This is a genomic window from Streptomyces sparsogenes subsp. cuspidosporus (assembly GCF_039532705.1).
GTDB classification, from domain to species: Bacteria; Actinomycetota; Actinomycetes; order Streptomycetales; family Streptomycetaceae; genus Streptomyces; species Streptomyces sparsogenes.
This window is the reverse complement of sequence record NZ_BAAASD010000131.1, coordinates 1-950: the sequence shown is the minus strand read 5'-3', so window position 1 is coordinate 950 and position 950 is coordinate 1. Positions and strand designations below refer to the sequence as shown.

Here is a 950-nt window from a genome sequence, read left to right as displayed (position 1 = left end):
AGTGGCCCGCCGCGCTGGACCGGCTGGTGCGCGGCGCCGGCCGGGCCGCGGTCGCCCTGCGGCTCCTCGGCGCCTGCGAACTGCTGCTCGCCGCCGGGTTGCTGGCGCTGCCCCGGGCCGCCGCCCCCGGGGTGGCGGCCGCCGTCCTCGGCGTGGCGTTCACCGGCTATCTGGCGTACGCCCGCCGGGCCGCGCCGGGCTCCTCTTGTGGCTGTACGGGCGGCGGCGCGGGCCCCGTCACCTGGCGCGCCTACGCCCGCGCCGGCGCCCCGGCGGTGGGCGGTGCCGCGGCGGCCCTGGCGGCCACGGCGGGGGAGCCCTGGTGGGCCGCGGTGGTGCGGCGGACGGCCGCCGCGCTGGCCGTGGCCGGGGCTGCCGTGGCGGGGCTCGTGGCGCTCTCCGCCGATGCCGATGCGGTGCGGTGGTGGCTCGCCCGGCGGGGCGGACTCCGGCGGGGCGGACTCCGGCGGCACGGCGCCGGGCTCCCGCCCGCCGGGCTCCAGGACGCCGGGCTCCCGCCCGCCGGGCTCCGGGACGCGGCCGGGGTTCCGGTGGCCGCCACGGTGCAACTGCTGGAGCGTTCGCTGGCCTGGCGGGCGGCCGCTCCGGTGGTGCGGTCCGCGCTGCTGGACCACTGGGACGACGGCGGCTGGCGCGTGCTGCAGTTCTCCGGGGTGCACGGCGGCGGCGGTGCCGCGGCCGCCAGGCCGGTGTTCGTGGTCTTCGCCCTGGACGCCATGGCCTGCGTGGACACCGTGACCGAGCCGGCGGTCCGCGTCGGGATCGTCGACGCGGACACCGGCGACCCGCTGCCGTTCCCGGCATCCGGCGGCACCCCGGCATCCGGTGGCCCGCCGGCGCCCGGTGGCGCCCTGGCGCCGGGCGCAGCCCCGGCACCCGGCGCCCCGGCACCCGGCGCCCCGGCACCCGGCGCCGCCCCGGGGCCCGGT

General features: G+C 82.8%; 1 protein-coding gene. It reads left to right on the top strand.

Features of this window, described 5'->3' with window-relative positions; all coding sequences use genetic code 11:
• Positions 1 to 950 (top strand): MauE/DoxX family redox-associated membrane protein (locus ABFY07_RS42680; protein ID WP_346179612.1); only part of this gene is annotated, 950 nt, incomplete at both ends.